The 8,373-nt window shown below is 41.9% G+C and carries 5 protein-coding genes; 3 read left to right on the top strand and 2 right to left on the bottom strand.

What is annotated here, in order from left to right; translation table 11 throughout:
• Positions 1–749 precede the first annotated feature (749 nt).
• Positions 750–2,075 carry a sodium-dependent transporter gene (locus I2484_RS20315; protein WP_207152875.1) on the bottom strand — a complete coding sequence of 442 codons (1,326 nt, stop codon included), beginning with the start codon at positions 2,073–2,075 and terminating at the stop codon, positions 750–752.
• A gap of 153 nt (positions 2,076–2,228) precedes the next feature.
• On the opposite strand from I2484_RS20315, the gene I2484_RS20310 reads away from it, so the two are divergent.
• The gene (locus tag I2484_RS20310; RefSeq protein WP_207152874.1) at positions 2,229–4,388 is read left to right on the top strand and encodes an RNA polymerase sigma factor; all 2,160 of its coding nucleotides are present in this window, start codon (positions 2,229–2,231) and stop codon (positions 4,386–4,388) included.
• A 142-nt stretch (positions 4,389–4,530) separates the two neighbouring features.
• On the top strand, positions 4,531–4,905 hold the full coding sequence (gene yugI / locus I2484_RS20305; RefSeq protein WP_207152873.1) for a S1 domain-containing post-transcriptional regulator GSP13: 375 nt from the start codon (positions 4,531–4,533) through the stop codon (positions 4,903–4,905).
• Positions 4,906–5,281: 376 nt separating this feature from the next.
• Here yugI and I2484_RS20300 read toward each other — a convergent pair whose 3' ends face one another.
• Positions 5,282–6,586: an AAA-type ATPase lid domain-containing protein gene (locus tag I2484_RS20300; protein WP_207152872.1), complete on the bottom strand. Its 1,305-nt coding sequence runs from the start codon at positions 6,584–6,586 to the stop codon at positions 5,282–5,284.
• Between the two features lie 145 nt (positions 6,587–6,731).
• Between I2484_RS20300 and pruA the strand changes: the two genes are divergently transcribed.
• Positions 6,732–8,276: an L-glutamate gamma-semialdehyde dehydrogenase gene (gene pruA, locus I2484_RS20295; RefSeq protein WP_207152871.1), complete on the top strand. Its 1,545-nt coding sequence runs from the start codon at positions 6,732–6,734 to the stop codon at positions 8,274–8,276.
• The last annotated feature ends 97 nt before the right edge of the window (positions 8,277–8,373 follow it).

The following is an 8,373-nucleotide window of genomic DNA, read 5'->3' as shown; positions in this document are numbered from 1 at the left end:
GCGGGCACGGCTTCAGCCTCCTCGTCACTGCGTTCCTGCGGGGTCTTCAGCTCGCGCTGTTCCCGCTGGAGTCGCCGCTCTCCACTACAATCAACTAGTTTTTACTATAAAAAAAGAACATTTTTATTGGCCTCACACGTGGGCTGATGCTTTCTATATGTTTTTTTCTTTTTTTATTAAAGAAGTGTCACTATCAATAAGGTATCACATGAATACATGCATAATCTTTACTAAGAGTAAGCAAGGAACGCATTGTACAATGTACAAGAGTGCCCGAAATTGCATCTTCGGGCACTTACACTCTTTATAGAATGTCATCTATTCTTTTTCCCAAAACAACTGCATTTTTCACTTGAACATTGTAGGAACGCGACAGGCAACCATTCACAACAGGATTACTGAAAAAGTGTAGCTAGAAGTGACTCCGTCACTTCTAGCTACACTAGGACCCCTCAGTAAATCTGTCATGAATAGTCGCCGAAAGCGTAACGGAAATGATTCAGTGAAAATGAAGGTCACCAAGCCCTTCTCACCAGTATTTTATGCAGATAAATGGTTAATCAACAGACGTGAACAAATACCCGCGAATCCAGTTACTGGATTCGCGGGTATTTATGATGCCTTATATAGTGTCTAGGCTCCAGGCGCCAGCCCCTCGAGTCGCTTCAGGCTTGCTGAAAAGGCAAAAATCGCCTTTATCATCAAGCCTTCCAGCGCTTTTCGGGGCTAAACGGCGCCTTACGCTTTTCTCATAGTTCAATAATCCATACGATGAAAATGACGATGATAGCAGCAGGTGCTATATATCGGACGAGGAATTTCCAAAGGCTGCTCATCGCAGGGTGCATGCGAAGCTCGTCGTCGGTTTGCGATTTCGTCAATACATAACCTGCAAATATCGAAACGAGCAATGCACCAAGTGGCATCGCGATTTTGCTCGTCAGTGTGTCAGCAAAGTCAAAGATTGATCCGCCGAAGATTTTCACGTTAGACAGAATTCCGAATGACAATGCGCTTGGAATACCAACGACGAAGATTAGTATTCCGAATACCCATGAAGCACGTCTTCTGCGGTCGTGTTTCTCTCGGATACCCGTCGACACGACAATTTCAAGCATCGCAATCGATGAAGTAAGTGTCGCAAAAAGCATCAAGATGAAGAAGATAATCATAAACACATTGCCAAACGGAATCTGACTGAAAATAGCTGGCAAAATGACGAATATCAGTCCAGGTCCTTCAGCCGGTGAGTGGCCGAGAGCGAATACCGCGGGAAATATAACAAGACCAGCTAAAATTGAAATGGTGATATTCAAAATCACCACATTTACTGCTGATGGTCCTAACTTTTCTTCTTTCGGTAAATAAGACGCATATGTCATCATTGCCGTTACTCCGACGCTTAATGAGAAAAAAGCTTGCCCGAGTGCGACTAGAAACGTCGAACCTGTAAGATGAGACCAATCAGGTACAAATAGGAATCGAACGCCTTCCATTGCACCGTCCAATGTTAATGAACGAATGGCTAAGATAATGAAGAAAATGAATAACATTGGCATCATCCATCTACTTGCCCGCTCAATTCCTGCTTTAATACCACCTTGTACAATCCAAATCGTTAGCCCCATGAACACGGCTTGGGCAAATAAAACCTCTAGTGGATTGGCGATAATTGTATTGAAAAGATCTCCGTGATCTGTTGTGGCATCGAGTTTGAAGAAAATAGCACGTGTTAAATAGGAAAGTATCCAACCGCCAACCACGCTGTAAAATGACAGGAGAATGAATGAAGCTGCAAGCCCTATCCAGCCAACCAAAGGCCACTTTTTCCCTGGAGCAAGTCGTTTTAGTGATGTAACTGCATCAGCTTGTCCCATACGACCGATGACAAACTCTGCGAGCAAAATTGGAAGTCCTATTGCAATTGTACATATAATGAACAGTAGAAGGAAAACACTTCCGCCGTTCATACCAGCCATATAGGGGAATTTCCATATTGCACCGAGTCCAATCGCACTGCCCGCAGCCGCAAGAACGAAACCGATTTTTGACGACCATTGATCACGTTGTTTCATAATATATTCACTCATTTCATTAGGATAGAGATTTTCTAATTGTACACTAACTAAAAACGAATACCATGGTATTTTGAAACAAATTACGAGGTCAATCTATCTTTGCTATAATTGAAATAATTAGATACTTCGTAATGAAGGAGAGGATTGTCCGTGACAGAATTTGAGTTGGTGCAAAAGGTGAGAGCTGGAGAGAGAGAGGCTTTTGAAAAATGGATGGACATTTATTCAGGAGACGTTGAGCGCTTCGCCATCCAGTATGGCTGTGCGCCGAAGCAGGCGGCGGATGTAGCGGAGGAAACGTTTAGGAAATTACATATTCAGTTAGATTCCATCGGCAATGAAGAGTCGCTTGTTTGCATGCTATATAAACATGCATTAAAAAGTCTTACATATGTTCAATTAACTGATGCGCCAAATGAAACGCTATTTACTTTTGAAGAGGATCAGGAATTGCATGACCAGATTGTAAACATTGAAACGGGTAAAAAAGTACCATTCATTCTTTCGCATTTCCACATGCTAGATGATTTAGAAATTGCTGCGATTATGGATAGTTCTCCAGAAAGAGTTGAACAAACTATTGCCGAAGCCTCCCGTGACTTGGGAGATAGGCAACTGGAAAAAAGAATTGAATTCCTTGAAAAGTCGTATAGACGATTGAATTCTTCATTCAGAAAAGAGCAGGTTTTTGTAAAGCCGCAACAGAAGATACAGGCGACCGAGAAATTGAAACAATCGATCTCGAAAAAAGCCGTGATTTCCTGGATTACTGGCATCATAATCTTGTTGTCACTTGTAATTGTTCCTATTATCACAGGAGAAGAATATAAAAAAGCTTCAGCCGAAAAATATGTAGAACGGCTGAAAGGATCGTTTGAGAACGAAATGGAGAGCCGTTATTCCGAACTGGGCCTTACGGAATCGACCGAGAAAGAGAAACTGGACTATAACTATATAAGGTATGGAAAACAAGCACGCGACGATTTTGAGTCGATGATAGCAAGATATGAAAGTGTTATTGCAAAGACGGGTACGCTGAACAAAGAGAAGATAGAGGACGAGTATGGAAAAATCATTAACCAGTTGGAATTACCATCTGAAATGGTTAGCCGAGTAGTGAAAAATTCGCTAGTGAACGATAAAGTGAAAAGTGAGGAGTTCATGAAGGGGTATATAGAGCAATATGACACACTCCAACAAGCTTATTATATGACGTTTATCAAACATGATCAGATTATCGCGGATGCAATTGTTGACGAAACTTTTGCTGGTGATACGTTTATGCAGAATAAAGATACATACCCTGAAGAATTGCAACAAGCATTAGACGGCATGATAAAGCAAAACATCTACCCAACGTTTATAAAAGGATTTGGCACAATAGCTCCAATTTACGGTAAGAATGACTTCAGTGCAAAGATTCGATCTTCAATCCACAAAGATTTTGGTGGTTTTTTTACATCATTGGAATCTGCACCTTTCGTATCGTATCCGGGACTAGTGCATTCCTTGGGAGACTCGGTTGATTTTTTATTGGACATGGAAAACACATTGTTGTCAACAACTATGGATGATGAAAAGACAGACATGCTTAAATGGACTTACAGTGAACTCTTTTACGAAATCGTGGGAGGGGCGGAACCTAATCACATATTTGGCACTGACGGCAAGGTGAAAACGGAGTTTCGTGAAGGATGGAAAAGGATTGCTTCTGCCGGTGAAGGTTCTCCAACAGCTTTAATTATGCAAATGGTCATCTCTGAAATGGAAGTAACAGATTGGATTGAATCAGAAAGCCTCAAACGTTTAGAAGCATTTGATGTAGACCAAGCACTGAAGCTTGCGAAGGCGAGAAAACTTGAAACGTTTAGCATGAGTGGGATTATGCTAATTGAAAAGGGTCTGGAAATTGTGAAGTTTCCCAATCCTAGCTTTGAGAACAAAGTTCAAGAAACATATTATTCATTTTCCTCGAATCATGATCTATCTGTATTAAAAGAAGTCAGCCCCTTGGTTATTATCGGTATGTACTTTTATGCGAATGACCAAAAAGATCAAGAGACGATGTGGCATCTTTATAGTAAAACAAAAAATGTAGTCAAACTTGAAGAATTCATCAATGAATGGAGTCAATTGAATGTAAATATTTATAGTCTCTATAGTCTGCGATTTGATGGTAGCGGAGAAACGGCAGGCTCGATCGGATTTCAGCGTGGAAATACTCTTTCTGTCAGTCCAAAGATGGCTTTGAATGAAGATTCCGTATGGGAAATCGAGCAGATTATTTTAAGTCAGATGTTAGTTGAATAAAAGGGTGGAGTCGTGTAGAAGAGTTGTGTTTTAAACACGCGGTAAAATCGTTGACTTTTTGCTCGCAATCTATAAACATGGTATAATTTTAAGTGGCCTTAAGGGCAGAATCGATACCAAAATAGAGTGGGAGTTGTTTGAAATGGCGCGAAAATATGAAGTAGGCGAAGAGTTTTCGGGCAAAGTGACAGGCATCCAGCCGTATGGTGCATTTGTTGCACTTGATGGTGAAACACAGGGACTTGTCCACATTTCCGAAATAACGTACGGATTTGTGAAAGACATAAATGACTTTCTTACTGTAGGGCAAGAAGTACAAGTAAAAGTGCTGGAAGTCGACGAAGCTGCTGGTAAGATTAGTCTATCAATCCGTGCTCTTCAAGAAGCACCGGTCGCAACAAGAAGAGACGACCATCCGCGTAAGTCATTGCAAGCGCGTGTCGACGAAAGTGATGCAGAAGGATTCAATTCATTGAAAGACAAACTACAAGACTGGATCGAGAAGTCTGGACAATAAAGAAAAGCGTAAGCGGCCGCTCAGACGCGACAGGCATAAGCAGACCTGCGAAACGGCTTACTTTGCCGTGCAGCTGGGCTGCTTATGACCCGAGCGTTTGGCCGCTGAAGCTGGACAATAAAGGAACGTAGCCTAAGTGCGCCGCGTCCTGCGGCAAAGGCTACATGACCCACATCCTGTGGGCCCAAGCGGAAGCGGCCGCACAGACGCGACAGGCATAAGCGGATAAAAGAAGGCAGTCTAAATTCGCGACGTCGTGTCGCAACAAGGAGGGATGAAGTTCAATCCCTCCCCACTGCATGCCCCACTTCGTGTGGGGCTAGGCGCTGGAGCTAGACAATAAAAAATGAGAACAAAGGCAATTCTGCCTTTGTCCTCATTTTTTTAATTTCCGTAATCGATACTGCAAATTCTGCCTGCTCATACCAAGCGCATTTGCAGTTTTCGTGACGTTCTTATCATTAAGTTGCATCGCTTTTTGTAAGTAATATGCTTCCGCCTCACGCAAAAACTGGTCAAGCGGCAACAACTCTTTACCTGGCTGAACTATAAAATCGGCAGCCTGCGTTGGTTCGTCGGTGATATCAGCGCTTTTCATCCGGAAATGGAGAGGGAGCAGATCATACGTAATAGCCGTTTCAGTCATTGCAAGGGAAGAGATTTCATCGAGAAGAAATTCGAGTTCACGCATATTACCTGGCCATTCATACCCAAGGAAAAGATGCTCAACTTCGGGTTTAATATCTTTAAGTGTTGAACCGTAACGCTCATTGCGCCGCTCTAAATAAGCGACAATGAATGGCAATATATCTTCTTTCCGTTTTCGCAGGGGCGGAATTCGGATTGTAAAGGATGCAAAGAAATAATATAAGTCTTTTAGTAATGTGCCCGAGGCGATTAATTCCACAGGGTCATCCCCGATGCTTGCGATGAATTGCTTGTTACTGTTAGGTGATTTTAAAAGTATCGATAGCAATTTTTGTTGTAATGGAATGGATAATAAATCGATTCTTTCACAAAATAAAGTAAGTGGATCCTCCACATTTAAATCATTATCTAAACGAGCTATAAGTATTGGGTCTGAACTATGACAGAACAGGGTATAGAGTACGGTGCTGGAAGGAGACAATTCATTATGTATGCTTTCAGCGATAAGATCTTTACCAGTACCTGTTTCGCCGATTAACAATACCGGTAATTTTGCTTTCGCTGCTTTTTTTGCAGTCGCAATAACCACTTTCATAGGCGGGGAGGAAGCAATTATTTGATTGAATGTAACAGGATCACTGTTTTTTCGAAATGGCTGAAGAACGAATTTCTCGAGAGCTGTTACGTCGCGGGCTAATTCAACAGCTCCGATGAGAACTTGTTGGTTAAAGACTGGGAATGTGTCATTAATGGATGTGATTTCTGTACCGTTGCGGTTCCAGTACGTTTGTTTTACATTTAGTTGTTCTTTGCCGCTTTGCAAAACTTTTAACAATGTACTTTCATCCTGTTCAAAATTGAAAAGTTCCAAAATTGAACGATCACCGACATCTTCGAGTGCAAGTCCTTCAATTTCTTTCATCTTTTCATTATAGATGACAGTCCGGCCATTATTGTCAACGGCGTGTATGCCAACCGCGGCACGACGCACTGCAAACTCATAAAAAGGGAAGAGAGAATCGTCTATATTCATCAAAATAATCACCTTCCAAATACTTTTTTTGAAAAACTAATGAATAATGCTTGATATCTGCAACAATCTTTTGCATTATTATATATGTAATCAATTACAAAGTGCAAATAAATTTTGCGTTTCACAATTAAAGAGGAGGAATAATATGATTCCATATAAACACGAACCATTTACGGATTTTACGGTAGAAGAGAATAAACAAGCTTTTCTTGAAGCTTTAAAACTAGTCGATGGTTACCTTGGTCAAGATTATCCACTTATTATCGGTGGAGAGCGCATCATGACTGAAGGAAAATTAGTATCAACGAACCCTGCAAACAAAGAAGAAATAATCGGTAGCGTTTCTAAAGCAAGTAAAGACCTTGCTGAAAAAGCGATGACAGTTGCAGACGCAACGTTCAATACGTGGAAAAAAGTTAAACCTGAATTCCGCGCGGACGTGTTATTCAAAGCTGCTGCAATCATTCGCCGACGCAAACACGAATTCTCAGCATTACTTACTAAAGAAGCAGGTAAGCCTTGGAATGAAGCAGATGCAGATACAGCTGAAGCAATCGATTTCCTAGAGTTCTATGCACGCAAAATGCTTGAACTGAAAAATGGTATCCCTGTTGAAAGCCGTCCGGGAGAATTCAACCGTTTCGACTACATTCCTCTTGGAGTAGGCGTTATCATCTCTCCTTGGAACTTTGCATTCGCAATCATGGCGGGTACGACAGTTGCTGCTCTTGTAACAGGAAATACAGTACTTCTTAAACCAGCATCTACAACACCAGTTGTTGCCTATAAATTCATCGAAGTTCTTGAAGAAGCGGGAATGCCAGCAGGCGTTGTTAACTACATCCCAGGATCTGGTTCTGAGATTGGTGACTATCTAGTTGATCACCCAAGAACACGCTTTGTCTCATTCACGGGTTCACGTGAAGTAGGAACACGCATTTACGAACGTGCGGCTAAAGTGAACGAAGGCCAAATCTGGTTGAAACGTGTTATCGCTGAAATGGGCGGTAAAGATACGATTGTTGTTGATAATGAAGCAGATCTAGAACTTGCTGCTCAAGCAATCGTGAAATCATCATTCGGATTCAGCGGACAGAAATGTTCAGCTTGTTCACGTGCGATTATTCACGAAGACGTTTATGACCAAGTTGTAGAACGTGTAGCAGTATTAACAAAAGAATTGACATACGGCGATCCAGCTGATCTATCTAACTTCACTGGACCTGTAATCGATCAAGCGTCATTCGACAAGGTTATGAGCTACATCGAAATCGGTAAAAAAGAAGGCCGTTTAATCGCAGGAGGAACAGGCGACAGTTCGAAAGGATTCTTCGTTGCACCAACGGTCTTTGCGGATCTTGATCCAAAAGCACGCATTATGCAAGAAGAAATCTTTGGACCAGTTGTAGGTTTGTCTAAAGCGAAGAGCTTCACAGAAGCTATCGAATTTGCAAACAACACGGACTACGGTCTAACAGGCGCGGTAATCACAACTAACCGTCATCATATTGAACAAGCTCGTGAAGATTTCCATGTTGGTAACTTGTACTTCAACCGTAATTGCACAGGCGCAATCGTTGGTTACCAACCGTTTGGTGGATTCAACATGTCAGGTACAGATTCAAAAGCAGGCGGACCGGATTACCTACAACTTCATATGCAAGGTAAAACAACTTCGGAAACACTTTAAGAAAAGCGTAGGGCGCCTGCTTAGCCCCGAAAAGCGCTGTAGGGCCTAAAGATAAAGGCGCACTTTGCCTTTAACTTAAGGACTGAAGCGACTCGAG

It is taken from the genome of Sporosarcina sp. E16_8 (assembly GCF_017347095.1).
Classification (GTDB): Bacteria; Bacillota; Bacilli; order Bacillales_A; family Planococcaceae; genus Sporosarcina.
The sequence above is the reverse complement of the archived record's forward strand: the minus strand, read 5'-3'. Positions and strand labels throughout refer to the sequence as shown.